At 64.2% G+C, this 26,748-nt stretch carries 25 protein-coding genes; 12 read left to right on the top strand and 13 right to left on the bottom strand.

Annotation, left to right across the window (positions count from 1 at the left end; genetic code table 11):
- Positions 1-147: 147 nt before the first annotated feature.
- The 5 genes from ACLEJP_RS13700 to ACLEJP_RS13680 all read left to right on the top strand — a co-directional run bounded on the left by ACLEJP_RS13700 (position 148) and on the right by ACLEJP_RS13680 (position 3,655).
- Positions 148-1,641, top strand: a complete 1,494-nt coding sequence (locus ACLEJP_RS13700; RefSeq protein ID WP_440807123.1) for an RNA polymerase factor sigma-54 — start codon at positions 148-150, stop codon at positions 1,639-1,641.
- A 79-nt stretch (positions 1,642-1,720) separates the two neighbouring features.
- A complete protein-coding gene (hpf, locus tag ACLEJP_RS13695) occupies positions 1,721-2,029 on the top strand; it encodes a ribosome hibernation-promoting factor, HPF/YfiA family (RefSeq protein WP_003255135.1) in 309 nt (102 codons plus the stop codon).
- 12 nt (positions 2,030-2,041) lie between these two features.
- Positions 2,042-2,506, top strand: a complete 465-nt coding sequence (gene ptsN / locus ACLEJP_RS13690; RefSeq protein ID WP_289133956.1) for a PTS IIA-like nitrogen regulatory protein PtsN — start codon at positions 2,042-2,044, stop codon at positions 2,504-2,506.
- Positions 2,507-2,508: 2 nt separating this feature from the next.
- A complete protein-coding gene (gene rapZ, locus ACLEJP_RS13685) occupies positions 2,509-3,363 on the top strand; it encodes an RNase adapter RapZ (protein ID WP_225780539.1) in 855 nt (284 codons plus the stop codon).
- Between the two features lie 19 nt (positions 3,364-3,382).
- Complete coding sequence (locus tag ACLEJP_RS13680; protein WP_440807121.1) at positions 3,383-3,655, top strand: HPr family phosphocarrier protein; 273 nt, start codon at positions 3,383-3,385, stop codon at positions 3,653-3,655.
- Between the two features lie 53 nt (positions 3,656-3,708).
- Here ACLEJP_RS13680 and ACLEJP_RS13675 read toward each other — a convergent pair whose 3' ends face one another.
- The 3 genes from ACLEJP_RS13675 to pmbA all read right to left on the bottom strand — a co-directional run bounded on the left by ACLEJP_RS13675 (position 3,709) and on the right by pmbA (position 6,943).
- Positions 3,709-5,085: a class II fumarate hydratase gene (locus ACLEJP_RS13675; protein ID WP_440807120.1), complete on the bottom strand. Its 1,377-nt coding sequence runs from the start codon at positions 5,083-5,085 to the stop codon at positions 3,709-3,711.
- Between the two features lie 2 nt (positions 5,086-5,087).
- The gene (locus ACLEJP_RS13670; RefSeq protein WP_440807118.1) at positions 5,088-5,480 is read right to left on the bottom strand and encodes a FagA protein; all 393 of its coding nucleotides are present in this window, start codon (positions 5,478-5,480) and stop codon (positions 5,088-5,090) included.
- Positions 5,481-5,596: 116 nt separating this feature from the next.
- The gene (pmbA, locus tag ACLEJP_RS13665) at positions 5,597-6,943 is read right to left on the bottom strand and encodes a metalloprotease PmbA (protein WP_440807116.1); all 1,347 of its coding nucleotides are present in this window, start codon (positions 6,941-6,943) and stop codon (positions 5,597-5,599) included.
- A 108-nt stretch (positions 6,944-7,051) separates the two neighbouring features.
- Here pmbA and yjgA point away from each other — a divergent pair, with 108 nt between their 5' ends.
- A complete protein-coding gene (gene yjgA / locus ACLEJP_RS13660) occupies positions 7,052-7,573 on the top strand; it encodes a ribosome biogenesis factor YjgA (protein WP_003255152.1) in 522 nt (173 codons plus the stop codon).
- Between the two features lie 129 nt (positions 7,574-7,702).
- Here yjgA and tldD read toward each other — a convergent pair whose 3' ends face one another.
- The 8 genes from tldD to mreB all read right to left on the bottom strand — a co-directional run bounded on the left by tldD (position 7,703) and on the right by mreB (position 18,801).
- Positions 7,703-9,142: a metalloprotease TldD gene (gene tldD, locus ACLEJP_RS13655; protein WP_225780534.1), complete on the bottom strand. Its 1,440-nt coding sequence runs from the start codon at positions 9,140-9,142 to the stop codon at positions 7,703-7,705.
- A 2-nt stretch (positions 9,143-9,144) separates the two neighbouring features.
- On the bottom strand, positions 9,145-9,996 hold the full coding sequence (locus ACLEJP_RS13650) for a carbon-nitrogen hydrolase family protein (protein WP_225780533.1): 852 nt from the start codon (positions 9,994-9,996) through the stop codon (positions 9,145-9,147).
- Positions 9,993-13,820 (bottom strand): YhdP family protein, encoded by a 3,828-nt coding sequence (locus ACLEJP_RS13645; protein WP_440807113.1) that lies wholly within the window; start codon positions 13,818-13,820, stop codon positions 9,993-9,995. Before ACLEJP_RS13645 ends, ACLEJP_RS13650 begins: the two co-directional genes overlap by 4 nt.
- A gap of 88 nt (positions 13,821-13,908) precedes the next feature.
- Entirely contained in the window at positions 13,909-15,366 is a 1,458-nt protein-coding gene (gene rng / locus ACLEJP_RS13640; RefSeq protein ID WP_289133946.1) for a ribonuclease G, read from the bottom strand.
- Between the two features lie 54 nt (positions 15,367-15,420).
- The gene (locus ACLEJP_RS13635; protein ID WP_440807111.1) at positions 15,421-16,032 is read right to left on the bottom strand and encodes a Maf family protein; all 612 of its coding nucleotides are present in this window, start codon (positions 16,030-16,032) and stop codon (positions 15,421-15,423) included.
- A 30-nt stretch (positions 16,033-16,062) separates the two neighbouring features.
- A complete protein-coding gene (gene mreD / locus ACLEJP_RS13630; RefSeq protein ID WP_440807109.1) occupies positions 16,063-16,551 on the bottom strand; it encodes a rod shape-determining protein MreD in 489 nt (162 codons plus the stop codon).
- On the bottom strand, positions 16,551-17,597 hold the full coding sequence (gene mreC / locus ACLEJP_RS13625; protein ID WP_440807172.1) for a rod shape-determining protein MreC: 1,047 nt from the start codon (positions 17,595-17,597) through the stop codon (positions 16,551-16,553). The genes mreD and mreC overlap by 1 nt, the downstream gene beginning before the upstream one ends.
- A gap of 166 nt (positions 17,598-17,763) precedes the next feature.
- Positions 17,764-18,801 (bottom strand): rod shape-determining protein MreB, encoded by a 1,038-nt coding sequence (gene mreB, locus ACLEJP_RS13620; protein WP_003255163.1) that lies wholly within the window; start codon positions 18,799-18,801, stop codon positions 17,764-17,766.
- Positions 18,802-19,006: 205 nt separating this feature from the next.
- Here mreB and gatC point away from each other — a divergent pair, with 205 nt between their 5' ends.
- The 6 genes from gatC (at position 19,007) to ACLEJP_RS13590 (ending at position 24,233) form a co-directional block, all read left to right on the top strand.
- Positions 19,007-19,294: an Asp-tRNA(Asn)/Glu-tRNA(Gln) amidotransferase subunit GatC gene (gatC, locus tag ACLEJP_RS13615; protein WP_003255165.1), complete on the top strand. Its 288-nt coding sequence runs from the start codon at positions 19,007-19,009 to the stop codon at positions 19,292-19,294.
- Between the two features lie 15 nt (positions 19,295-19,309).
- The gene (gene gatA, locus ACLEJP_RS13610; protein WP_440807107.1) at positions 19,310-20,761 is read left to right on the top strand and encodes an Asp-tRNA(Asn)/Glu-tRNA(Gln) amidotransferase subunit GatA; all 1,452 of its coding nucleotides are present in this window, start codon (positions 19,310-19,312) and stop codon (positions 20,759-20,761) included.
- Positions 20,762-20,772: 11 nt separating this feature from the next.
- Positions 20,773-22,218: an Asp-tRNA(Asn)/Glu-tRNA(Gln) amidotransferase subunit GatB gene (gene gatB / locus ACLEJP_RS13605; RefSeq protein ID WP_263975016.1), complete on the top strand. Its 1,446-nt coding sequence runs from the start codon at positions 20,773-20,775 to the stop codon at positions 22,216-22,218.
- 154 nt (positions 22,219-22,372) lie between these two features.
- Positions 22,373-22,747, top strand: a complete 375-nt coding sequence (locus tag ACLEJP_RS13600) for a septal ring lytic transglycosylase RlpA family protein (protein ID WP_170028392.1) — start codon at positions 22,373-22,375, stop codon at positions 22,745-22,747.
- Positions 22,748-22,807: 60 nt separating this feature from the next.
- On the top strand, positions 22,808-23,848 hold the full coding sequence (locus ACLEJP_RS13595; RefSeq protein ID WP_440807170.1) for a calcium/sodium antiporter: 1,041 nt from the start codon (positions 22,808-22,810) through the stop codon (positions 23,846-23,848).
- Between the two features lie 10 nt (positions 23,849-23,858).
- The gene (locus ACLEJP_RS13590; protein WP_440807104.1) at positions 23,859-24,233 is read left to right on the top strand and encodes a carboxymuconolactone decarboxylase family protein; all 375 of its coding nucleotides are present in this window, start codon (positions 23,859-23,861) and stop codon (positions 24,231-24,233) included.
- A gap of 124 nt (positions 24,234-24,357) precedes the next feature.
- On the opposite strand, the gene ACLEJP_RS13585 is transcribed toward ACLEJP_RS13590, so the two are convergent.
- Together ACLEJP_RS13585 and ACLEJP_RS13580 are read right to left on the bottom strand one after the other, a co-directional pair.
- Entirely contained in the window at positions 24,358-25,716 is a 1,359-nt protein-coding gene (locus tag ACLEJP_RS13585; RefSeq protein ID WP_440807102.1) for an amino acid permease, read from the bottom strand.
- A 55-nt stretch (positions 25,717-25,771) separates the two neighbouring features.
- Positions 25,772-26,713 (bottom strand): AEC family transporter, encoded by a 942-nt coding sequence (locus tag ACLEJP_RS13580; protein ID WP_440807100.1) that lies wholly within the window; start codon positions 26,711-26,713, stop codon positions 25,772-25,774.
- Positions 26,714-26,748 lie beyond the last annotated feature (35 nt).

The following is a 26,748-nucleotide window of genomic DNA, read 5'->3' as shown; positions in this document are numbered from 1 at the left end:
TCGCCCTGGAATGGGGGGTAAAGTTGTTACGGCGCTCTAGGCAAACGCTACAATTTAAGGCATAAAACTTGCTTGATCTGGCGCTCCGGCGCCCCCGTGTAGTGGATGGCGCATGCGCGCCGGCGAACAAGGTATTAAGCCCCAGCCATGAAACCATCGCTCGTCCTAAAAATGGGCCAGCAACTGACGATGACGCCGCAGTTGCAACAGGCCATCCGCCTGCTCCAGCTCTCCACCCTGGACCTCCAACAGGAAATCCAGGAAGCGCTGGAGTCGAACCCGATGCTCGAACGTCAGGAAGACGGCGACGACTTCGACAACAGCGACCCGATGGCGGACAACGCCGAGAACAAACCGGTCGCCGAAGTCCAGGACAACAGCTTCCAGGAAAGCACCAGCAGTGCCGACAACCTTGAAGACGGTGAGTGGAGCGAGCGCATTCCCAACGAGCTGCCGGTCGACACCGCCTGGGAAGACATCTACCAGACCAGCGCCAGCAGCCTGCCGAGCAGCGACGATGACGAATGGGACTTCACCACGCGAACATCGGCCGGCGAAAGCCTGCAAAGCCACCTGCTATGGCAGCTGAACCTGGCACCGATGTCGGATACCGACCGCCTGATCGCCGTCACCCTGATCGACAGCATCAATGGCCAGGGCTACCTGGAAGACACCCTTGAGGAAATCTGCGCCGGTTTCGACCCTGAGCTGGATATCGAGCTGGACGAAGTCGAAGCGGTACTGCACCGCATCCAGCAGTTCGAGCCGGCGGGCGTCGGCGCTCGCAACCTCGGCGAATGCCTGCTGCTGCAACTGCGCCAGCTGCCAGCCAACACGCCGTGGATGAACGAAGCCAAGCGCCTGGTCACCGATTTCATCGACCTGCTCGGCAGCCGCGATTACAGCCAGCTGATGCGGCGCATGAAAATCAAGGAAGACGAGCTGCGCCAGGTCATCGAGCTGGTGCAGAGCCTCAACCCGCGCCCCGGGTCGCAGATCGAGTCCAGCGAACCTGAATACGTGGTGCCCGACGTCATCGTGCGCAAGGACAATGACCGCTGGCTGGTGGAGCTGAACCAGGAAGCCATCCCGCGCCTGCGCGTCAACCCGCAGTACGCCGGGTTCGTGCGCCGGGCCGATACCAGTGCCGACAACACCTTCATGCGCAACCAGCTGCAGGAAGCGCGCTGGTTCATCAAGAGCCTGCAAAGCCGCAACGAGACCCTGATGAAGGTGGCCACGCAGATCGTCGAGCACCAGCGCGGCTTCCTCGACCACGGCGACGAAGCGATGAAACCCCTGGTGCTGCATGACATCGCCGAGGCCGTGGGCATGCACGAGTCGACCATTTCGCGGGTTACCACGCAGAAATACATGCACACTCCGCGTGGCATCTACGAACTGAAATACTTTTTCTCCAGCCACGTCAGCACCTCCGAAGGCGGCGAATGCTCGTCCACGGCGATCCGCGCGATCATCAAGAAACTGGTTGCGGCGGAAAATCAGAAAAAGCCATTGAGTGACAGCAAGATCGCTGGTTTACTGGAGGCACAAGGCATCCAGGTAGCCCGTCGCACCGTCGCCAAGTACCGCGAGTCTCTCGGCATCGCACCGTCGAGCGAACGCAAGCGACTGATGTAGCCCCTGAGATGCGCCACAGCGTTTGTGGGGCAGGTGCAAGACCTGCCTCTTTATGCACGGGCAACAAAGGAGAAGCTGTATGCAAGTCAATATCAGTGGACAGCATGTAGAAGTCACCCAGCCACTGCGCGATTACGTGCTTGAAAAGCTCGCTCGCGTGGAAAGTCACTTCGACAAGATCACCAACGTGCAGGTCATCATGAAGGTCGAGAAGCTGCAGCAGAAGGTCGAGGCGACCCTGCAGATTCCCGGCGGCGAAGTGGTTGCCAACGCCGAACACGAAGACATGTATGCAGCGATCGATGCCTTGGCCGACAAGCTCGACCGCCAACTGAAAAAACACAAGGAAAAACAGCAGAGCCTGCTGCAAGGTGCAGCTGCCCGCTGATCCCCCTCATCCATGATCCGACTTGAAACCATCCTGACCCCCGGCCGTTCCCTGGTGAACGTGCCGGGAGGCAGCAAGAAGCGCGCCCTGGAAAAGGTCGCCACCATCATCTCCGCAGAAGTGCCGGAACTGGAGATGCAGGACGTCTTCGAAAAACTGGTTGCCCGGGAAAAACTCGGCTCGACCGGTTTCGGTAATGGCATTGCCATTCCCCACTGCCGGCTTCACGGGTGCTCAGCTCCGGTCAGCGCCCTGCTGCACCTGGAATCCCCGATCGACTACGACGCCATCGATGGTGCTCCGGTGGACCTGCTGTTCGTCCTGCTGGTGCCAGAAGCCGCCACCGATGCTCATCTGGAACTGCTGCGCCAGATTGCCAGCATGCTTGATCGCAAGGAGGTGCGTGATCGCCTGCGTGCGGCCACCAGCAGCGAGGCCCTGTTCCAGGTTGTCCTGGACGTACAGAACGAGCACTGAACATGCGCCTGATCATCGTCAGCGGCCGCTCCGGCTCCGGCAAGAGCACCGCCCTCGACGTCCTGGAAGACCATGGTTTCTACTGCATTGACAACCTGCCCGCCGGGCTGCTGCCGCAGCTGGCGGAAAATGCCCTGATCAATACCGAGCTGCTGCAACCCAAGGTCGCCGTGTCGATCGACGCACGCAACCTGCCCAGCCACCTGTCCCGTTTCCCCGAGCTGCTCGAGGAAGCCCGCGCCCGGCATATCAAGTGCGACGTACTGTTCCTGGATGCGGACGAAGACACCCTGCTCAAGCGCTTTTCGGAAACCCGCCGACGCCACCCACTGACCAATGCCGACCGTTCGCTGGCAGAGGCAATCCGCGTGGAGAGCGAACTGCTCGGGCCGATTTCCGACCTGGCTGACCTGAAAATCGACACCACCAGCCTGAATCTCTACCAGCTGCGGGATTCGATCAAGCTGCGCCTGCTCAACCAGCCCGAGCCTGGCACGGCATTCCTGGTCGAGTCGTTCGGTTTCAAGCGCGGCATGCCGGTCGATGCCGACCTGGTGTTCGACGTGCGCTGCCTGCCCAACCCCTACTGGAAGCCCGAGTTGCGTGAGCATTCCGGCCTCGAGCAACCGGTGATCGACTACCTGGCCGCCCAGCCGGACGTCGAAGAGATGTTCAACGACATTTCCAGCTACCTGCTCAAGTGGCTGCCCCGCTTCGCTGCCAGCAACCGCGCCTATGTCACCATTGCCATTGGCTGCACTGGCGGCCACCACCGTTCGGTATACCTCACCGAACGCCTTGGCCAGTTGCTGCAGCAATCCCTGAAAAACGTCCAGGTCCGCCACCGCGACCTCTAGCCCAAGGATCCGCCCCACGATGCCCGCCCGTGAAATCACCATCATCAACAAGCTGGGGCTGCACGCCCGGGCGGCAGCCAAGTTTGTCGGCGTGGCCGGCCGCTTCCCCTGCCAGGTCAGGGTCGGCCGCGCGCCGGACAAGCTGGTGGATGGCAAGAGCATCATGGCGGTAATGATGCTGGCGGCAGGCAAAGGCACCCAGGTGTACCTGCATACCGAAGGGGAACAGGACGACGAAGCCATGCAAGCGCTGGTCGAGTTGATCAACAACTATTTCGACGAAGGCGAATAAACCCGCCCAGGGCAGCGGCTCGACGCCTGACAACCCTGGGCAGCGAAGCAGGGTCAGAGACCGCCAGCGGTGAGCTTTTCCGGGTCCAGCAGCGTTTCCAGTTGCTCACGCGACAGGTCGGTATGCTCCTGCGCCACATCGATGATCGGGCGCCCCTGCTGGTAGGCAGTCTTGGCGATTTCGGCGGCCTTCAGGTAACCGATGATCGGGTTCAGCGCCGTGACCAGGATCGGGTTGCGCGCCAGGGCTTCCTTGAGTTTGCTGTCGTTGACCTTGAAGCTGGCGATAGCCTTGTCGGCCAGCAGGCGGCTGGCATTGGCCATCAGCTCGATGCTTTCCAGCAGGTTCCGGGCAATGACCGGCAGCATCACATTCAGCTCGAAGTTGCCAGATTGTCCCGCAATGGCGATGGTGGCGTCATTGCCGATCACCTGGGCGGCGACCATCGCGGTGGCCTCCGGAATCACCGGGTTGACCTTGCCTGGCATGATCGATGAGCCCGGCTGCAGGCCTTGCAGCTCGATCTCACCCAGGCCGGCCAGGGGCCCGGAGTTCATCCAGCGCAGGTCGTTGGCGATCTTCATCAACGCCACCGCAGCCGTCTTGAGCTGGCCGGACAGGGCTACGGCGGTGTCCTGCGAGCCAATCAGGGCGAACAGATTCTGCCCAGGGGAAAACTCGATCCGGGTCAGGCTGCTGAGTTGACGGGCGAAGCTGGCAGCGAATTGCGGGTGCGCGTTGATACCGGTCCCCACCGCGGTCCCACCCTGGGCCAACGCCTGCAAGCTCGGCAGGGTGGCTTCGATATGTGCCTTGGCGCCATTGAGCTGTGCAGCCCAGCCCTCCAGCACCTGGCTCATGCGCACTGGCATGGCATCCATCAGGTGCGTGCGGCCAGTCTTGACGTACTGATGCACTTGCTTCGACTTGACCTCGATCACCTGCACCAGATGCGCCAAGGCGGGCAGCAGCTGCTCGTGCAGGGCCAAGGCAGCGCTGACATGGATGGTAGTGGGGATGATGTCATTGCTGCTCTGGCCACAGTTGACATGGTCGTTGGCGCTGACAGTGTCACCCAGGGCACGGCTGGCCAAGGTGGCGATCACCTCGTTGGCGTTCATGTTCGAGCTGGTGCCGGAACCGGTCTGGAACACATCCACCGGGAAGTGCTGGATGAAATCCCCCGCCAGCAGTTGTTCGACGGCGCTGACGATAGCCCCACCCTGCGCCATGGACAGCTGTTGCAACTCGACGTTGGCCTTGGCCGCCGCAGCCTTGGCCAACAGCAGCGCGCGAATGAACTGGACGGGCATGCGCTGGCCGCTGATCGGGAAATTGTCGACCGCGCGCTGGGTCTGGGCACCGTACAGGGCCTGGGCCGGTACCTGCAGTTCGCCCATGCTGTCACGCTCGATACGGGTATCACTCATCTTCAGAATCCTTGCATCAGTTCATCGGGGGAAATCGACGGCAGCAGGCGGCAATTGGCCAGCTGCAGGGCATAAGGTTGCCAGCGCTGGTTGTTGGCCTGGCGGTCGAGGTTGCGCAGGTCCAGCAGCGGGCGCCAGGCCTGGTCCAGGCACTGGCAGCGCCAATGCCACGGCAGCATGCGGTCGCAGGCAGTGTCCAGCAGCAGGCGGAAGGCGCTCAGTGCCACTGTCCACGGCGAGGTTTCGGTGCAGCACACCAGATAGCGGCCTTCAGCCAGGTAGTGCTCGATCAGGCGCGGCTCGTCGGGCGCGAGCGCGCAGCGGATGCGCAGGCTGAGCCAGCGCCAGTTGTCCAGGTAGGGCAATTCGCGGAAGACGGGTTTCATGAACATCATCGCCGGGTTGCTGGTTAATGATATTCATTATTAATTGAGAAGCTGTATCACTTCAAGGGAAAGGTGCGGAAACAAAAATCCCGGCTCGGGGCCGGGATTGAATTGTCTTCTGCTGATCAGCTACCCGCCACCGTCATCCGCTCGATCAACACCGAGCCGGTGTGGATATTGCTGCGGGTCTCAAGATCGCTGCCAATCGCCACAATCTGCTGGAACATGTCCTTCATGTTGCCGGCAATGGTCACTTCCTGCACCGCATGCTGGATCTCGCCATTTTCGACCCAGAAGCCCGCCGCACCACGCGAATAATCGCCCGTCACCATGTTCAGGCCATGCCCCATCAGCTCGGTCACCAGCAACCCGCGGCCCATGCGCCGGATCAGCGCCGCCTGGTCTTCGACACCATGGCTGACGAACAGGTTATGCACGCCGCCGGCATTGGCCGTACTTGGCAGGCCCAGCTTGCGCCCGGAATATGTGCCCAGCAGGTAGGACACCAGCTCACCCTTGTCCACGAACGGCTTGGCATAGGTCGCCAGGCCGTCGCCATCGAACGCCGCGCTGCCCAATGCGCGCGGAATATGAGGGCGCTCGTCGAGGGTCAACCAGGTAGGGAACAGGCGTTGGCCGAGGGTGCCCTCAAGGAACGACGACTTGCGGTACAGGTTGCCGCCGGAAATGGCCGACAGGAAGCTGCCGAACAGGCCGCCGGCCAGCTCGGCGGAAAACAGTACCGGGACTTCGCAGGTCGGCACTGGCCGCGCCCCCAGACGGCTGGCGGCACGCTGGGCAGCGCGCATGCCGATGCTACGCGGGTCGGCCAACAGGTTGCCCTGACGGTTCACGTCGTACCAGTAGTCGCGCTGCATCTGCCCATCGCCTTCGGCGATCATCACGCAGCTCAGGCTGTGCCGGGTAGAAGCGTAGCCACCGATGAAGCCATGGCTGTTGCCATATACACGGCATCCCTGATGGGTATTGAGGGTGGTGCCATCAGCGTTCTGGATGCGCGGGTCGGCGTCGAATGCCGCCGCCTCGCAGGCCAGCGCCATCTCGATCGCCTTCTCGGGCTCCAGATCCCAGTCATGGTACAGGTCAAGGTCGGGAATTTCGCGGGCCATCAGCGCCGCATCGGCCAAGCCGGAACATGTGTCCTCGGACGTATGCCTGGCAATCGCCAGGGCAGCGGCGACGGTCTCGCGAATGGCCTCCGGGCCACTGGCCGAGGTACTGGCCGAGCCTTTGCGCTGGCCGACATAGAGGGTGATGCCAAAACCCTGGTCGCGATTGAACTCGACCGTTTCGACCTCGCGCTGGCGTACCGTGGTGGACAGGCCCTGCTCCAGCGACACCGCCACTTCGCAGGCGCTGGCCCCCTGGCGGCGCGCCTCGGCGATGATCGCCTCGACCTGCTCCTGCAATGCTGGCAGGTCCTTGGGACCTACGCTCTGGACTGCACTCATGGTTCTCTCCACTCAAATTCTGCGTTCGGCAAGGATCATTCTACGACCGGGCCGGACAAGCGGCCCCCGACTGGTTATCATGGCGGCGATTTCTAGCGGACTGCCACCATGGTTGATTCAAACGACGACGCCTTCGACGGCGAAAAAAGCAAAACCCAGATCAAGCGTGAACTGCATGCGCTGGTCGAACTCGGCGAGCGCCTCACCACGCTCAAGGCTGATACCTTGGCGCGCCTGCCGTTGACCGACGAGCTGCGCAAGGCCCTGGCCGAGGCCAGCAAGCACACCGCCCACGGCGCGCGCAAACGGCACATGTCGTTCGTCGGCAAGCTGATGCGCGTGCAGGACCTGGATGCCATCCATGCCTTGCTCGAACAGATGGACAGCTCCACACGCCAGTACAACGAGCGTTTCCACAGCCTGGAGCGCTGGCGTGACCGGTTGATCGACGGTAACGATGAAGACCTCGAACGCTTCGTCAACGAGTACCCCGATACCGACCGCCAGCAGCTGCGCTCGCTGGTGCGCCATGCCCAGCACGAAAAGGCGCGGAACAAGCCGCCAGCCGCTGCACGCAAGGTGTTCAAGTACATCCGCGACCTCGACGAATTGCAGCGCGGCTTGCGCTGACAGCCCGGGCTCCTGTGGGAGCGGGCAAGTCGAGGCGTCGAACCGCCGCGAACACCGGCGAAGCCGGTGCCATGCGCCGCGTCGCCTGCTTCGCGGGCACGCCCGCTCCCACAACGGCCCCCAAGGCCATCACGCCCCCGTACCACCCACCGTGATCGCATCGAGCTTCAAGGTCGGCTGCCCGACCCCGACCGGCACCGATTGTCCGTCCTTGCCGCACGTCCCGACTCCGCTGTCCAGCGCCAGGTCGTTACCAACCATCGACACCCGGCTCATCGCCTCCGGGCCATTGCCGATCAGGGTCGCCCCTTTCACTGGCGCGGTGATCTTGCCGTCTTCGATCAGGTAGGCCTCACTGGTCGAGAACACGAACTTGCCGCTGGTGATATCCACCTGACCGCCGCCCAGGTTGGCGCAGTAGATGCCTTTCTTCACCGAGGCGATGATTTCCTGTGGGTCGCTTTCGCCAGCACGCATGTAGGTGTTGGTCATGCGTGGCATCGGCAGGTGGGCATAGGATTCCCGGCGCCCGTTGCCGGTCACCGCCATGCCCATCAGGCGGGCGTTCAGCTTGTCCTGCATGTAGCCTTTGAGCACGCCATTCTCGATCAGCGTGGTGCACTCGGTCGGTGTGCCTTCATCATCCACGCTCAGCGAACCACGGCGGCCCTCCAGGGTGCCATCGTCAACGATGGTGCACAGGCTCGACGCCACTTTCTCGCCGATGCGGCCACTGAACGCCGAACTGCCCTTGCGGTTGAAGTCGCCCTCCAGGCCATGGCCGACAGCCTCGTGCAGCAGCACGCCCGACCAGCCCGACCCTAGCACCACCGGCAAGGTACCGGCCGGCGCCGGGATCGCCTCCAGGTTCACCAGGGCCTGGCGCAGCGCTTCGCGGGCATAGCCCATGACCCGCTCTTCGGTAAAGAAGCGGTAATCGGTACGCCCGCCACCGCCCTGCCCGCCCCGCTCGCGGCGGCCATTCTGCTCGACGATGACGCTGACGTTGAAACGCACCAGCGGGCGCACATCGGCGGCCAGGCTGCCATCGGCCGCAGCGACCAGGATGCGCTCCCAGACCCCGGCCATGCTCACGCTGACTTGCTGGATGCGCGGGTCAAGGGCACGGGTGGCGGCATCGACCCGCTTCAGCAGCTCGACCTTCTCGGCACGGCTGAGCACATCCAGCGGGTTGTCCGCAGGGTACAGGGCGGCTACATCCTGGCTGCGGAAGGCCTGCACCTTGCCGTCCTGCCCGGCACGCGAAATCGAACGGGCGGCGCGGGCCGCCGAGGTCAGTGCCTCGAGGTTGATCGCGTTGCTGTAGGCAAAACCGGTCTTTTCGCCGGACTGGGCACGCACGCCCACGCCCTGGTCCAGGTTGAAGCTGCCCTCTTTGACGATGCCGTCTTCCAGTGCCCAGGTTTCCGAGATCTGGCCCTGGAAATACAGGTCGGCGGCGTCGATGCCGGGGCCGGCCAACTCACCCAGCACGCTCTGCAGGCTGTCCAGGGTCAAGCCGCCTGGGGCCAGGAGCTGTTCGCTGACGGTGGATAACATCTGGCTCATAGTCACTCCGAGGTGTGCGCAGGCCGCAATGCGTCCTGCGAAAAGAAGCGCCGGTGCGACAGCACCGGCATGCGCGCCCGGATGGACGCTTGTTCGTCGATGTCGCGCTCGGCCAGCAGTACCGCTTCGCCGTGCGCCTGTTCCGCGACGATGCGCCCCCAAGGGTCGATGATCGCCGCATGGCCATGGGTTTCCCGTGGCCCCGGGTGGGTACCGCCCTGCGCTGCCGCCAGCAGGTAGCACTGGGTTTCGATGGCGCGGGCGCGCACCAGCACCTCCCAGTGAGCCGCGCCGGTTACCGCGGTGAAGGCGGCCGGCGCCGTGATCAGCTCCGCACCCGCAGCACGCAATGCGCTGTAGAGCTCGGGGAAGCGCAGGTCATAGCACACGCTCAACCCCAGCCGCCCCACCGGGGTATCCGCTACCACCACCTGGGCGCCATGGGCATAGTCATCGGACTCCCGATAGCGGCCACGGTTGTCGGCGACGTCCACATCGAACAGGTGCAGCTTGTCATAGCGTGCCGCCACCTCGCCGTGTTCGTCGATCAGCAACGAACAGGCATGGGCCTTGGCCTCGGGCTGACCGACCGGTGGCAACGGCAAGGTACCGGCGACAATCCATAACCTGAGGTCGCGGGCGGTGCGTTTCAACCATGGCAGAATAGGCCCTTCGCCCAGCGCTTCGGCGCGGCCGATGGCGGCGGCATCCTTGCGCCCCATGGCGGCGAAGTTTTCCGGCAGCACGGCCAGCCGCGCACCGCCGGATGCTGCCTGCTCCAGCAGGGCACCGGCGCGTTGCAGGTTGGCCAGCACATCGTCCTGGCTGACCATCTGGATGACCGCTACCTTCATGGGGACTCCTGACGGGATTTCTCGAACGGTTTCACAAATGTGATTCTAGGCTCTTTCCAGGGCCCCTCGACACGGTAGTGCACGCTGGCAAAACGCGACACGCGTTCACCGATCAGCCGGTCGACCAGAAACAGCGCCCCCCCAACCGCTGGCGCACCGACAATCAGCGCCGCCAGCGGCAGGTTGTTGGTCACCGGCAAGCTCACTTGCAGGTTGGCATCGACCCGGTCGTTCACCATGTCCAGCGTGCCATCCAGCTCGAAGTTGCTCGACGGGCCGGTCACCGCGATCGGCTCGCGGGTCACGTAGACGCCATCGCTGGCCACCAGCAGGCCTTTGACCCGGTCGTAGGCCAGGCCCTTGTCGAACAGGTCGGAGAAGTCCAGGCGCAGGCGTCGCCCGATCGAGTTGAAATTGAGCAGGCCGAATACCCGCAGCGCCTGGGCGCTGCCTTCGACCTCGACGAACTGGCCGGTGCGCAGCGCCGCGTCCATGCTGCCGGAGAAGCGCTTGAGGCCGACTGCTGCCGGCGACCCCGGCCAACGGCCATCCACGTCCAGGCGGAAGTCGCGGCTGGTCACGGTAGGGGCAAAGCCCCAGGCCTTGAGCACGTCGGCCAGGTTCTTGCCGTCCAGACGCCCCTTGTACCAGCTGCCGGTGCTGCCCGGTTCGCCCTCCCAGCCGCCACCACCGTTGATATGCAGGCCTTTGAAGGCCAGGTCGATGTCACTGGCGGTCACGCCACGCGCGGTCGGCCGCAACTTGAGCGATGCGCTGCCGAACAGGTCGTCACCGCGGTACAGCTTGTCGATGCTCAGGTCCAGCGCCGGGACCTTGCGCGGGTCGAACGCGGCCAACGGGTCCGGCCCTTCCTCCGCCTGCTGTTCGGCAGCGCTGGCAGCCGGCAGGCGCAAGGTCTGCATGCGCACTACCAGCGGCGCGCCTTTGGCATCCGGCAGCCGGGCATTACCGATGACTTCCTTGCTGTCCAGCCGCAGGTCCCACGCCGGGCCGCTGCGGGCCAGGCGTACCACGGCCTGGTTCAGGTCCATGCCGAACGCCTTCAACTGGCCGATGCTCAGGTCGACACCCTGCAGATTCTGCCGCGCGCTGCCACCCGGGTCGCCGCCAGCCAGGCGCGCGGACTGTTCCTGCCAGGGCGCCAGGTCCAGCGTCTCCAGGCGGCCGCGCACACGCAGGCCTTGGCCAGCCGGCAGCTGCGCATCGCCGGTGCCCAGCAGAAGCTCGCCACGGCCCTGGCCCAGCTTGTCGACCGGCGCAGCGTAGGCAAAGCGGGCAAGGTCGACGTATGCGGCATCGAAGCGCCGTTCCGGCCCCTGCAACGTCATGCTGAACCGGCTGTCACGGGTTTCGGCCGCAGCTTTGCCGAACGGTGCTGGCAGGTCGATGGCCACGCCCTTGAGGCTGGAGTTGACGTTCAGGCGGTTGTCCCGGCTACCCAGGCTCAGCTGCAACTGGTAAGGCAGTTCGCCGGAGGCCGGCAAGGCCTGCTTGAACTGCAACCAGTCGGTCAGCGCCTTGAGCGACACCTGGCCATTGGCATTGATGCGGGTCTGCATTTGCCCGGGCTGGCCTTCGGCGCTGATCTGCGCCGTCACCGGTTTGCCGAAAGCCTGCAGGCTGATGCCCTTGCCGCTCAGGCCCTTGTCGAAATCGAAGCTGAAGTCGCCCTTCAGACGGCTGAGCTCCAGGCTCGGTGGCGCGACTTTCAGCTGGGCATCATGGGTGGTGAAGTCCACCTGTACCTTCGGCCGCTGCCCATGGGCCAGGGGAATATCAAGCTTGACCTTGCCCAGGAGTGGCCCCTCGCCTTCCCAGCCAGCGAAGATCTCGCCCGTGCCGATAGGTGCTTCCTTGAGAATCTTCAGGCCATCGCCGAGGCTGCCATCGAAGTCGCCATCGAGGTACAGATGGCTGGGCTGGCCCGCCTCGACATGCGGGATATCGACGCTCACATCGCTGACCTTGGTATCGAGCAGTACCCCACGCTGGGCCTTGATGCGGACACCGCTGTCCTCGATCAGCACATCGCCATCCACGTGCTGCACCTGCGGCCAGCCGGGCTGGAAGTCCAGCGCCGCGTCCCGCACCTTGAAGAACAGGCTGATGCTGCGCGCTTCCGGCGCGACCCCATGGTTCAGCGAACCCTGGTACTGGAAGTAGCCTTCATCCACCGTGCCCTTGACGATTGCACTGCGCAACCATTCGTCGAGCGCCGGGCTGAGTACCTCGGGCAGGTACTTGGCGGTATAGCGGCCATCGCCTTCGGTCAGGCCGACACGCAGGTCCATGTAGTCCTCGCGCCCTTCCTCGAACAACAGGCGGATCAGGAAGTCACCGGCGATCTTGCCTTCCTCGCCCAGCACCTTGAGATAAGGCGCGACCAGGGTGAAACCTTGCTGGTCGAGGGTCCAGGTCAGGCGCGCATTGGCCTTCTGGTAGTGCCAGGGTTTGGCGAATATCGGGTACAGATGCAGCATGAATGCATCGGTATCCAGGCGCAGCTCACCGTGGCCCAGGTCACCGCTGATGCTGCCGCTGACATTACCGGCAGCCGGGGCATTGTGATAGGCGTCGAAGCCAACCTTGTCCAGGTTGGCTTCGAACTGCAGACGCTGGTCTCCCTCGGCCTTGGGCCGGGCCTCCAGGCGCACATTGCGCAGCGCGCCGGTCACCTTGAGGCCATCGACCACCGCCATGACCTTGTCCGGCAGTGGCGCCAGGGCATCGATCAACGGAGTCAGCGGCGTGAGGTCGAGGCGGTCGGCCTGCAACCGCCAGCTTTCCTCGGCAGGGTTGTCACCAGGGCGTTGCTGCAATTGCAGGTGCGCTTCCCAACGGGTCTTGCCAATATCCATGGCCAGCGAATCGAGCACCACGTCGAAGCCTTGCTCGCGGCGCTGGAACCAGGCCCCCAGGGCCAGGTTGTTCAGCTTGGCCGCCTGGCGCCCGGCATAAGCGCCCTGCAGCGCCGGAGCATTGAGGCGCACCACGGCGTGTTGCAACTGCCCTGCTTGCCAGTCGACCCAGAACTCGCCCCCCGCCCGCAAGGCATCGGCATGCCATTGGCCCAGCAGCTGTGGCGGCAGCCAACGCGCCCAGTCGCTCTGCGGCAAGCTGAGGTAGGCTTCGATCTGGCCGTCGCGCCAGGCACTGGCCGAGGCCCGGCTGCGCAGGTTCAGCGCCATGGGCTGACCATCGGGCAAGGTCGCGCGCAGGTCCAGGGCCTGGCGCGAAGCACCGGCCTGCAGGCCGACACTGACATAGGTGAGGGTCAGAGGGTCGCGCTGCCACGGGTGCAGGGTGACCTGGCTGTCGAACACATCGATGCGGCCGAGCTGGCGCAGGCGCTGCAACAGCTCGGCGGGGTCGAGCGGCGCATCGTCCTTCTTCGGCAGGCCTTCAAGCGCCCATTGGCCTTGCTCGTTCTCGCGCAGGATCAATTGCAGGCCGCCCAGCTGTATGCGTGCCAGGCGCACCTCGCGTGCACTCAGGCTGGCCCAGATGTCAGGGACTACCTTGACATCGTCCAGGCGCAGGGCCGTGCCGCCCTCGCCCAGTTGCAGGTCGCGCACCTGCAACACGGGCGCCAGCCCGCTCCAGCGGCCTTCCAGGCCACCCACGTGCACTGGCAGGCCCAGGGCCTGTTCAGCCTTGCTTTCCACATCGGCACGGTACTCGGCCACCAATGGCACCAGCTCGCGGCCAAGGCTGACATACAGCGCCACCAATACTGCCAGCAGGGCGCAGATGCCCAGCCCCCAGCGGGTCAGGGCGACCAGAACGCGGTTCAGACGTCCCATGGCCAGGGCCCTCCAGGTCGTTTGGCGATGATTGCCGGTAGTGCCGGTTGAGCCACGCAAGCCCACCCGCGGCGCATTTCAGAAGGACTCAGAGCAGCACCACATCGTATTGTTCCTGCGAATACATCGACTCGACCTGGAAGCGAATGGTTCGGCCGATGAAGGCCTCCAGCTCGGCCACGTTGCCGGATTCTTCATCCAGCAGCCGGTCGACCACCTTCTGGTTGGCCAGCACGCGGTAGCCTTCGGCCTGGTAGGCCCGGGCCTCGCGCAGGATCTCGCGGAATATCTCGTAGCAGATGGTTTCCGGGGTTTTCAGCTTGCCGCGGCCCTGGCAAGCCAGGCAGGGCTCGCACAGCACCTGCTCCAGGCTTTCGCGGGTGCGCTTGCGGGTCATCTGCACCAGCCCCAGCTCGGTGATGCCGATGATGTTGGTCTTGGCGTGATCACGCTCCAGCTGTTTTTCCAGGGTACGCAACACCTGGCGCTGATGCTCCTCGTCTTCCATGTCGATGAAGTCGATGATGATGATGCCGCCGATGTTGCGCAGGCGCAGTTGCCGGGCGATGGCGGTAGCGGCCTCGAGGTTGGTCTTGAAGATGGTCTCTTCAAGGTTGCGATGGCCAACGAAGGCACCGGTGTTGACGTCGATGGTCGTCATCGCTTCGGCCGGATCGACCACCAGGTAGCCACCCGACTTGAGTGGCACCTTGCGCTCCAGAGCGCGCTGGATTTCGTCCTCGACGCCGTACAGGTCGAAGATCGGGCGCTCACCCGGGTAGTGTTCGAGGCGATCGGCGATCTCCGGCATCAGCTCGCCAACGAACTGCGTGGTCTTCTGGAACGTTTCCCGCGAGTCGATGCGGATCTTCTCGATCTTCGGGTTGACCAGGTCGCGCAGGGTACGCAGGGCCAGGCCCAGGTCTTCGTAGATGACCGTGGGCGCACCGCAGGTCTTGATCTGCGTGCCGATCTGCTCCCACAGGCGGCGCAGGTAGCGGATGTCCTGCAGGATTTCTTCAGCGCGCGCTCCTTCGGCAGCGGTGCGCAGGATGAAGCCACCGGCGTCCTTGATATTCTCGCTGTCCATGCAGTCGCTGACCACCTGCTTGAGGCGCTCGCGCTCGGTTTCGTCTTCGATCTTCAGGGAAATGCCGACATGGCTGCTGCGCGGCATGTATACCAGGTAGCGCGACGGGATCGACAGCTGGGTGGTAAGCCGTGCGCCCTTGGTACCGATCGGATCCTTGGTCACCTGCACCACCAGCGCCTGGCCTTCGTGCACCAGGGCGGTGATGTTCTCCACCGCCGAACCTTCGCGCTGGGAGATTTCCGAGGCGTGGATGAATGCCGCACGCTCCAGGCCAATGTCGACGAACGCCGCCTGCATGCCTGGCAGTACGCGCACCACCTTGCCTTTGTAGATATTGCCGACGATGCCCCGGCGCTGGGTACGCTCGACGTGTACTTCCTGCAGCACCCCGTTTTCCACCACCGCCACGCGTGACTCCATCGGGGTGATGTTGATCAGGATCTCTTCACTCATGGCAGGCTCTCGTCAAAGGTCTTTTGTAATGATGGACGGCGTATGCAGTGCTGGCTACCGCTGGTTTGTTACCCCTGGCGAATGCGCGAGGGATTGCCAGCAGGCGATGCCGAATTGGCCGAGCAGGTCGGCCGTTTCACTGAGGGGCAAGCCGACCACCGCCGAATAGCTGCCGGAAAGGCCGGTGACGAATACCGCGCCCAGGCCCTGGATGGCATAGCCGCCGGCCTTGTCCGCCGGCTCGCCGCTGGCCCAGTAGCGTTGCGCCTCATCGGTGCTGATCACGCGGAAACGCACTGTACTGGCCACGTACAGGCTGTGCATGCGCTGGCCATCGCCGACGGCGACAGCGGTGAGTACCTGATGCTCGCGGCCCGACAGGCTGGCCAGCATGGCCAATGCCTCTTCGCGGCTTTCTGGCTTGCCGAGGATGCGGCCATCGAGCACTACGGCAGTGTCTGCCCCGAGCACCACCGCCGGCCCCGCGATGCTGGCCAGGCCGGCCGTAGCCTTGGCCCGGGCCAGGCGTTCGACATAGGCCGGGGCACCTTCGCCGGCAAGCGGAGTTTCATCGATAGGGGCACTGACGACGCTGAACGGCACGCCGATCTGGGTCAGCAGTTCGCGACGACGGGGCGAGCCGGAAGCCAGGAATAGCGGGTTCATGCAGACAACTCCCTGTCGGTTGCGGCGGCGTCAGTTGATATGCAAGCGTCGACGCAGGTCACGCAAGGCGAAGCTGATCCATGGCCAGAGCAAGGCACTGATCACCGCCGACCAGACCAGCGCCAGGGTGGGCAGGCGATTGCCGGTCAGCGCGCTGAGCCACAGCTGGATCAGCTGGGCGATGCCGAAGATCACCAGGATCACCAGACTCTGCTGCCACATGGGGAACATACGCAGGCGCTGCTGCAAGGACAGCACCAGGAAGGTGATGAGGGTGAGGATCAACGCGTTCTGCCCGAGCAGGGTGCCATACAGCACATCCTCGGCCAGGCCCAGTACGAACGCGGTGGTCATGCCGACCCTGTTCGGCACGGCGAGGGTCCAGAACGACACCAGCAAGGCCAGCCACATGGGCCGGAACACTTCCATGAACTGCGGCATGGGCGAGACACTCAGCAGCAGGCCGAGGGCAAACGTGAGCCAGATGAGCCAGCCGTGGTTGCGGCGCGATACAGCCATCATTGCCTCCGGGTGTGAGCGGGTGCGGCAGCCGGCGTGGCGGGTGCGGCTGCCGGGGCTGCTGGCGGCACTGTCGGAGTGGCCGGGGCCGCTGATGTCGCCGGTGCGCCAGCGGCGGGTACCCCTTGCCCGTTTGCCGGTGCCGGCTGGCCAGGTGCCGAGGCGCCCTTGCGGTCAGCTTCTTCCTGGGCGATGGCCGCATCGGTGGCACGCTGCTCCGGGCTCCGCCGGTCACTGAATACCAGCAGCATGTAGCGGCTGCGGTTGAGCGCGGCAGTCGGGATGGCACGCACGATGGCGAACGGCTGGCCAGAATCGTGAATCACTTCGTTGACCGTGGCGACCGGGTAGCCGGCCGGGAAACGCTGGCCCATGCCGGAACTGACCAGCAGGTCGCCTTCCTTGATATCGGCGGTGTCGGCGACATGGCGCAGCTCCAGGCGCTCCGGGTTACCGGTGCCGCTGGCAATTGCGCGCAGGCCGTTGCGGTTGACCTGCACCGGGATACTGTGGGTGGTGTCGGTCAGCAACAGCACCCGTGAGGTATAGGGCATCAACTCGACCACCTGGCCCATCAGGCCGCGCGCATCGAGCACCGGCTGGCCAAGGAACACCCCATCACGCTCGCCCTTGTTGATCAGGATGCGGTGGGTGAAGGGGTTGGGGTCGACTCCGATCAGCTCGGCCACTTCGACCTTTTCGTTGACCAGCGCTGAAGAGTTGAGCAGCTCGCGCAGGCGCACGTTCTGCTCGGTCAGCGCCGCCAGCTTCTGCAGGCGCCCCTGCAGCAACAGGGCTTCGGTCTTGAGCTTTTCGTTTTCCGCGATCAGTTCGGTGCGGCTGCCGAACTGGCCGGCGACACCTTGCCAGGCACGCTGCGGCAGGTCGGTGAGCCAGTACGACTCCATGAGTACCAGGCCCATCTGGCTGCGTACCGGCTTGAGCACGTCGAAGCGCGCGTCGACCACCATCAACGCGACCGACAGCACCACCAGGACGAGCAGGCGAACGCCCAGCGAAGGGCCCTTGGAGAAAAGCGGTTTAATGGGCCGTTCCTCGTGGACGACTCAGGAGGTCATTGGACATGGAACAACGCACCAGCCTGGTTGCGGGTTGATGGATACGGCGCCCCACAAGGGCGCCAGCCCAGCACATACAGGTAGCACTGTGCGTGCTACCTGTAAACCGGGCGCTCGTGAACAGCGAGCGGAATCACTCGCTGGAGAGCAGGTCCATCGCGTGCTTGTCCATCATTTCCAGGGCGCGACCGCCGCCACGGGCAACGCAGGTCAGCGGGTCCTCGGCGACGATGACCGGCAGGCCGGTTTCCTGGGCCAGCAGTTTGTCCAGGTCACGCAGCAGCGCGCCGCCACCGGTCAGCACCAGGCCGCGCTCGGCGATATCCGAGGCCAACTCCGGCGGCGATTGCTCCAGGGCGCTCTTGACTGCCTGGACGATGGTCGCCAGGGATTCCTGCAGTGCTTCGAGCACTTCGTTGGAATTCAGGGTGAAGGCACGCGGGACGCCTTCGGCCAGGTTGCGGCCACGGACATCGACTTCGCGCACTTCGCCGCCCGGGTAGGCGGTACCGATTTCCTGCTTGATGCGCTCGGCGGTGGATTCACCGATCAGGCTGCCGTAGTTGCGGCGCACGTAGGTGACGATGGCTTCGTCGAAGCGGTCGCCGCCAACGCGGACGGATTCGGCATAGACCACGCCGTTCAGCGAGATCAGCGCGATTTCGGTGGTGCCGCCACCGATGTCGACGACCATCGAACCGCGGGCCTCTTCAACCGGCAGCCCGGCACCGATGGCGGCGGCCATCGGCTCTTCGATCAGGAACACTTCACGGGCACCGGCACCCAGGGCCGACTCGCGAATGGCGCGGCGCTCTACCTGGGTCGACTTGCACGGCACGCAGATCAGTACGCGCGGGCTCGGCTGCAGGAAACTGTTCTCGTGAACCTTGTTGATGAAATACTGCAACATTTTTTCGCAAACGCTGAAGTCGGCGATGACGCCGTCCTTCATCGGACGAATGGCAGCGATGTTGCCAGGCGTACGGCCCAGCATGCGCTTGGCTTCGGTACCGACGGCGACGACGCTTTTCTGGTTGCCATGGGTACGGATGGCAACAACCGAGGGCTCATTCAGGACGATACCGCGCTCACGCACGTAAATAAGGGTGTTGGCAGTACCCAGGTCGATGGACAGATCGCTGGAAAACATGCCACGCAGTTTCTTGAACATGGGAAAGTGACCCTGGGGAAAGCGTGGGTAAAAAAGTGCGGCAAACTCTAACAATGGCAGGGATTTTGGGCAAGGAGCCAATATGTTAAATTGGCTGTTTTTCCGAGCAAGCCAGCAGATGATCGCGGCCGATAGACCGTCAGAAAGCTGACATGTTCCTCACTGCGGACCCAAATTCCGTTCTTTGTTTCCCCTGGAGATCCCCATGGCGCTTGAACGCTGCGACGTGGAAAAGATCGCCCATCTGGCCCGTCTGGGGCTGAATGATGGCGAACTGCCACGAATTACCGACGCCCTCAACAGCATTCTCGGGCTGGTCGACCAGATGCAGGCGGTCGATACCACAGGTATCGAGCCCCTTGCCCACCCCCTGGAGGCCAGCCAGCGCCTGCGCCCCGACCAGGTCACCGAGAGCAACCAGCGCGACGCCTACCAGGCCATCGCGCCATCGACCGAAAGCGGTCTGTACCTGGTACCCAAAGTCATCGAGTAAGGGATAGAGCCTGCCATGCATCAACTGACCCTGGCCGAGATCGCCCGCGGACTCGCCGACAAGTCGTTTTCCTCCGAAGAGCTGACCGGCGCCCTGCTGGCGCGCATCAAGCAGCTCGACCCGCAGATCAACAGCTTCATCAGCGTCACCGAAGACCTGGCCCTGGGCCAGGCGCGTGCTGCCGACGCCCGTCGCGCCGCCGGCGAAAGCGGTGCGCTGCTGGGTGCCCCGATCGCCCACAAGGACCTGTTCTGCACCAACGGCGTACGCACCAGCTGCGGCTCGAAGATGCTCGACAACTTCAAGGCGCCGTATGACGCCACCGTGGTCGCCAAGCTGGCCGAAGCCGGCATGGTCACCCTGGGCAAGACCAACATGGACGAATTCGCCATGGGTTCGGCCAACGAGTCCAGCCACTACGGCGCGGTGAAGAACCCGTGGAACCTCGAGCACGTCCCCGGCGGCTCGTCGGGCGGTTCGGCCGCAGCCGTGGCCGCGCGCCTGCTGCCGGCCACCACCGGCACCGACACCGGCGGTTCGATCCGCCAGCCGGCGGCGCTGACCAACCTCACCGGCCTCAAGCCGACCTACGGTCGGGTATCGCGCTGGGGCATGATCGCCTACGCCTCCAGCCTCGACCAGGGCGGCCCGCTGGCACGCACCGCCGAAGACTGCGCCCTGCTGCTGCAAGGCATGGCCGGCTTCGACGCCAAGGATTCCACCAGCATCGAGGAGCCGGTGCCGGATTACAGCGCCAGCCTCAACGCCTCGCTGCAGGGCCTGCGCATCGGCCTGCCGAAGGAGTACTTCGGTGCCGGCCTCGACCCGCGCATCGCCGACCTGGTCCAGGCCAGCGTCACGGAACTGGAAAAGCTCGGCGCGGTGGTCAGGGAAATCAGCCTGCCGAACATGCAGCACGCCATTCCGGCCTACTACGTGATCGCCCCGGCGGAAGCCTCGTCCAACCTGTCGCGTTTCGACGGCGTGCGCTTCGGTTACCGCTGCGAAAACCCGAAGGACCTGACCGACCTGTACAAGCGCTCCCGGGGCGAAGGCTTCGGTATCGAAGTGCAGCGCCGCATCATGGTCGGTACCTATGCCCTGTCGGCTGGCTACTACGACGCCTATTACGTGAAGGCGCAGCAGATCCGCCGCCTGATCAAGAACGACTTCATGGCCGCGTTCAACGACGTCGACCTGATCCTCGGCCCGACCACGCCAAACCCGGCCTGGAAGCTCGGCGCCAAGAGCAGCGACCCGGTCGCCGCCTATCTGGAAGACGTCTACACCATCACCGCCAACCTGGCAGGCCTGCCGGGCCTGTCGATGCCAGCCGGCTTCGTCGACGGCCTGCCGGTCGGCGTGCAACTGCTGGCGCCGTACTTCCAGGAAGGCCGCCTGCTCAATGTCGCGCACCGCTACCAGCAAGTGACCGACTGGCATACCCGCGCCCCCAACGGCTTCTGAGGAATTCACACATGCAATGGGAAGTTGTGATCGGGCTGGAAATCCACACTCAGCTCGCCACCCAGTCGAAGATCTTCTCCGGCAGCGCCACCACCTTCGGTTCCGAACCGAACACCCAGGCCAGCCTGGTTGACCTGGGCATGCCCGGCGTACTGCCGGTGCTGAACCAGGAAGCCGTGCGCATGGCGTGCATGTTCGGCCTGGCCATCGACGCCGAGATCGGCAAGCGCAACGTGTTCGCGCGCAAGAACTACTTCTACCCCGACCTGCCCAAGGGCTACCAGATCAGCCAGATGGACCTGCCGATCGTCGGCAAGGGCCACCTCGACATCGCCCTGGAAGACGGCACCATCAAGCGCATCGGGGTAACCCGTGCGCATCTGGAAGAAGACGCCGGCAAGAGCCTGCACGAAGACTTCAGCGGCTCCACCGGCATCGACCTCAACCGTGCCGGCACCCCGCTGCTGGAGATCGTTTCCGAGCCGGACATGCGCAGCGCCAAGGAAGCCGTGGCCTACGTCAAGGCAATCCACGCGCTGGTGCGGTACCTGGGCATCTGCGACGGCAACATGGCCGAAGGCTCGCTGCGTTGCGACTGCAACGTGTCGATCCGGCCGAAAGGCCAGGCCGAATTCGGCACCCGCTGCGAGATCAAGAACGTCAACTCGTTCCGCTTCATCGAGCGCGCGATCAACAGCGAGATCCAGCGCCAGATCGACCTGATCGAGGACGGCGGCAAGGTGGTTCAGGAAACCCGCCTGTACGACCCGAACAAGGACGAGACCCGCTCCATGCGCAGCAAGGAGGAAGCCAACGACTACCGTTACTTCCCCGACCCGGACCTGCTGCCGGTGGTAATCGAGGACAGCTTCCTGGAAACTGTCCGTGCCGGCCTGCCAGAGCTGCCGACGCAGAAGGTCGAGCGCTTCCAGAAGCAGTACGGCCTGTCGGCCTACGACGCCAATGTGCTGGCATCCAGCCGCGAACAGGCGGACTACTTCGAAGAAGTGGTGAAGATTGGTGGCGACGCCAAGCTGGCTGCAAACTGGGTCATGGTCGAGCTCGGCAGCCTGCTGAACAAGCTGGGCATCGAGATCGACCAGGCGCCGGTCAGCGCTGCGCAACTGGGTGGCATGCTGTTGCGTATCCGCGACAATACCATCAGCGGCAAGATCGCCAAGACCGTGTTCGAGGCCATGGCCGCCGGTGAAGGTGATGCCGACAGCATCATCGACAGCAAAGGCCTGAAGCAGGTCACCGATACCGGTGCGATCGACAAGATGCTCGACGAAGTGCTGGCGGCCAACGCCGAGCAGGTCGAACAGTACCGCGCCGCCGACGAGGCCAAGCGTGGCAAGATGTTCGGCTTCTTCGTCGGCCAGGCGATGAAAGCTTCCAAAGGCAAGGCCAACCCCGGGCAGGTGAACCAATTGCTCAAGGCCAAGCTCGAAGGGTGATTTGAAAATGCGGCGAGGGCTCCGCCCTCGATCGCCGGCAGGCCAGCTGTCACAGGTACAGCACCGCTCTCAAGGGCTGCGGGTTCCCTGTGGAAGTCGGCTTGCCGGCGATGGGCCGCACAGCGGCCCCAACTGCAGCAGCGGAGCACCTGACTTGCTAAAACGATCCCTGAGCACCCTCGCCCTCTATTCCCTGTTGGCCGGCTGCGCCAGCCATGACATCGACCCGCGCGGCTACGACCAGACGGGCACCGCCTCCTATTACGGCTCGCGCCACCACGGCAAACGCACCGCCAGCGGCGAACCGTTCAACCAGAACGGCCTCACTGCCGCCCACCGCAGCCTGCCCTTTGGCACTCGCGTGCTGGTTACCAACACCGCCAACCAGCGCAGCGTGGTAGTGCGTATCAACGACCGTGGGCCACATACCCGCGGCCGCCTCATCGACCTGTCACGGGCTGCGGCGGAAAAAATCGGCATGATCCGTAGCGGAACCGCGCGGGTGCGAGTACAAGGGCTTAGCGACTGACGCGACAGGAGTCCGACCATTTTCGACTTGGCCACCCTTGCTACCTTCAGCCTTCTGCAACTGGGCATTGCCCTGCTGTTGCTGGTGGCTGGCGCCGAACTGCTGGTACGCGCAGCCTTGCGCCTGGCCCAGCGCCTGCACGTACGCCCACTGATCATCGGCCTGAGCCTGGTCGCCTTCGGCAGTACCGCGCCGCAACTCACGGTCAGCCTGCAGGCCGCCTACCAAGGTGCGCCGGATGTGGCCGTGGGCAGCGTGATCGGCAGCAACATCTTCAACGTGCTGGTCATTCTCGGTCTGGCCGCGCTGATCATTCCGCTGCGGGTGTCGCGGCAGCTGGTACGCCTGGACATTCCACTGATGATCGCAGCCAGCGGGCTGGTCTACGGGCTGTCCGCCAACGGCCACCTGGGCCGGACCGAAGGGGCATTGCTGCTGGTGGGCCTGGCCGGCTACCTGGCGACGCTTTGGCATCAGTCCCGTCACTACGCGCGCACCTACCCTGCCCCGGCCACCGTCGTCGCCAGCGCCGGGCGCTTCTGGTCAGGCACGCTGCTGCAGGTGCTGGCAGGCCTGGGCCTGCTGAGCCTGGCCGGCCACCTGCTGCTGGAAGCCGCCGTGGAAGTGGCCACCGACCTCGGCCTGTCCGAGCGCATCATCGGCCTGACCGTGGTCGCCATCTGCACCTCGTTGCCGGAACTGGCCGCCGCGCTGATCGCCGCCCTGCGCGGGGAACGGGAAATCGCCGTGGGTACGGTGATCGGCAGCAACCTGTTCAACCTGCTGGCCGTACTGGGCCTTACCGCACTGGTCACCCCCGAACCGCTGTCGATTTCACCCAACGCCCTGGCCTTCGACCTGCCGGTGATGCTCGGCGTTGCCGCGCTGAGCCTGCCGGTGTTCTATTCCGGTTACCGCATCACCCGGGCCGAGGGCCTGGTATTCCTCTGCCTCTACCTGGCCTATGGCCTGCATGTGGCGGCGTTTACCATGGGCCTGCCGCTGGCCGGCCGCCTGGAGCGGCTGATGTTCTACGTGCTGCCGGTGCTCGCCGTGGTGTTGCTGTACACCACCGTGCGTGCCTGGCGCCGCCAACACTAAGGAAAACAACATGGCTGATAGCGACAAGACCGGCGAGCAGATTCGCCGCCAGGTAATGGGCGATGCGTTTGTCGACCGCGCCCTGGGCAATGCCACTGACTTTACCCGGCCGCTGCAGGAGTTCGTCAACGAACATGCGTGGGGCAGCGTGTGGGCGCGCGACGGCTTGCCGTTGAAGACTCGCAGCCTGATTACCCTGGCCACGCTCACGGCACTCAAATGCCCGCAGGAACTCAAGGGGCATGTACGCGGGGCGTTGAACAACGGTTGTACCGTGGAGGAGATTCGCGAAGCGCTGCTGCATTGCGCGGTGTACGCCGGGGTGCCGGCGGCGATCGATGCGTTCCGGGCGGCGCAGGAAGTGATCGACAGCTACCAAGGCTGATTCAGCCTTTTTCAGGCCCGGCCTCTTCGCGGGCACGCCCGCTCCCACAGGTACTGCACAGGTTTCGGAGCCTGTGGGGTCCCTGTGGGAGCGGGCGTGCCCGAAGAGGCCAGGCCTGCCTTGCCTATTTGGCCTGGCGCGCCTTCTTCAGCTTGAAAGCGACCCACAGCGCGGCGATCCACGCCGGGATCAGCATCACCGAAATGCGGATCGGCGGGGTCAGGTACATCACCACCAGAATCAGCACGATGAACGCCAGGCACAGGTAGTTGGTCAACGGGTGCCCCCAGCTCTTGTAGAACGGGGTGATCCCGGCCGCCAGCTTGGCCTTGCGGAACTTCAGGTGAGTAATGCTGATGCTCGCCCAGTTGATCACCAGCGCCGATACCGCCAGCGCCATCAGCAGGCCGAAGGCTTCGCCCGGCATCAGGTAGTTGATCAGCACACACAGCCCGGTCGCCAGCGCCGACACGCCCAGCGCGGTCAGCGGCACGCCACTGCGGCTGACCTTCAGCAATTGCCGTGGCGCGTCGCCCTGGCTGGCCAGGCCGAACAGCATGCGGCTGTTGGCGTATACACAGCTGTTGTACACAGACAGCGCGGCCGTCAGCACCACGATATTGAGGATGGTCGCCACCAGGTCACTGTCCAGTTCGTGGAAGATCATCACGAACGGGCTACCGCCCTGCACCACCTTCTGCCACGGGTACAGCGACAGCAGCACCGCCAGGGCGCCGATGTAGAAGATGAGGATACGGTACACCACCTGGTTGGTGGCCTTGGGAATGCTCTGGCGTGGGTTGTCGGCCTCGGCAGCCGTGATGCCCACCAGTTCCAGGCCACCGAACGAGAACATGATCACCGCCAGCGCCATCACCAGGCCAGTGACGCCGTTGGGGAAGAAGCCGCCGTACTGCCACAGGTTGGCCACGCTGGCATCCGGGCCACCATGACCGCTGGTCAGCAACCAGGCGCCGAAACCGATCATGCTGACGATGGCCACCACCTTGACCAGGGCGAACCAGAACTCCATCTCGCCGTAGACCTTCACCTGGGTCAGGTTGATCAGGTTGATCACCACGAAGAAGATCGCTGCCGTCGCCCAGGTGGGGAAGCCCGGCCACCAGTACTGCACATAGATGCCCACCGCAGTGAGCTCGGCCATGCCGACCAGCACGTACACCACCCAGTAGTTCCAGCCCGAGACGAAACCGGCGAACTCGCTCCAGTACTGGTGCGCGAAGTGGCTGAAGCTGCCGGCCACCGGCTCTTCCACCACCATTTCGCCCAGCTGGCGCATGATCAGGAAGGCCATCAGGCCGGCAATGGCATAGCCCAGCAGCACGGAGGGACCGGCCAGCTGGATGGTTTGGGCGATGCCCAGGAACAACCCGGTGCCGATAGCCCCGCCCAGCGCAATCAGCTGGATATGGCGATTCTTCAGCCCGCGCTGCAGGCGCTCGGGCGTGCTCTGGTCTTGCATGAAGTGTCCTTTAGCTCAGTGAGGCAGTGTTGTTGTGTTATTTGCAGTGAAGGATCTAGATCCATCCGCCCCACTGCAAGATGAAAATGCCGATGTTGGTAGTGACCGCCGCCATCAGCGTGGTAACCACGATGATCGAGGCGGCGAGCTCATGGTTGCCGTTGGCTGCCCGCGCCATGACGTAGCTGGCTGCTGCGGTCGGGCTCCCGATGTACAGGAACAGGATGCCCAGTTCGGCACCGCGGAAGCCGCAGAGCCAGGCGCCCAAGGTGCCGACCAGCGGCAGCCAGACCATTTTCACCAGGCTGGCGTCGATGGCCAGCCTGCCGCTGTCGCGCAGCGCCGCCAGCGACAGGGTGCCACCGATGCAGATCAGTGCCAGCGGCAAGGTCATCTGGGCCAGATAGTCGCCCGAAGTGAGCAGCCAGTTGGGCAGCGGCACCTGAGCGTAGGCCATTGGCGTGGCCACCAGCACGCTGATGATCAACGGGTTGCTGAAAATGCTCTTGCAGATGCTCCACGGGTCGGACTTCAGGTCCGGGCTGTACACCGCCAGCACCACCGCCGACAGCGAGTTGTACAGCAGGATCACCAGGCCGGCGAGCACCGCCCCCAGGGAAATGCCGTAGTCGCCGTAAAGGCTGGCGGCCAGGGCCAGGCCGATCACACCGTTGTTGCCACGGAAGGCGCCCTGGGTGTAGATGCCCCGGTCCGCCTCGGTGCAGCGCCAGATGGCCAGGCCCCAGGCGATGGCGAAACCGACCAAGGTGGCAGCGATGAAATACAGCAGAACCCCGGGTTTGACCGCAGCGCCCAGGTCGGCGTGGTAGATGCCGAGGAACAACAGCGCCGGCATGCACACGTTGAACACCAGCTGCGAAGCGACGCGGTTGAAATTGTCATCGATCAGGCGGATGCGTTTGAGCAGCACACCCATGAACAGCATGGCGAAGACCGGTGCCGTGATGTTCAGCGTCTGGATAAGAAGGGCGAGCATGCGCAAGCGATCCTGGAGGAGTTGCCGTCAGGCGG

This window comes from Pseudomonas sp. SMV7, assembly GCF_052041995.1.
In the GTDB taxonomy this organism is placed as follows: Bacteria; Pseudomonadota; Gammaproteobacteria; order Pseudomonadales; family Pseudomonadaceae; genus Aquipseudomonas.
Note: the sequence above shows the minus strand (reverse complement) of the source record. Positions and strands in the feature narration are given on the sequence as shown.